1 pseudogene is annotated in these 246 nt (G+C 45.9%); it reads left to right on the top strand.

The features are described from left to right. Nucleotides 1–35: 35 nt before the first annotated feature. Nucleotides 36–246: pseudogene (locus LGT44_RS18130) on the top strand (iron permease); the annotation flags it as partial.

The raw sequence follows: 246 nt of genomic DNA on the forward strand, positions 1-246 counted from the left end.
AATCATTAGCGATTCATGAATAAGAGAACACCGAGATGTTTGATTGCAGATTGCAACGCCTGAAACGAGCCACCCTTCATGCCATCATATTTCTGATGCTGCCACTTTCTCTATCTGCCGGGGCGAATGAAGCTGAGATCCCAGACAACGTTACTCAACTCCGGCAACTGGCACAGCTCGCTGAATACATAGGCGTTGATTATGCCGAAGCGGTGAAAAACGGTCAGGTAATTAATGACAATGAAT

It is taken from the genome of Thalassolituus alkanivorans, assembly GCF_020447205.1.
Classification (GTDB): Bacteria; Pseudomonadota; Gammaproteobacteria; order Pseudomonadales; family Oceanobacteraceae; genus Venatoribacter; species Venatoribacter alkanivorans.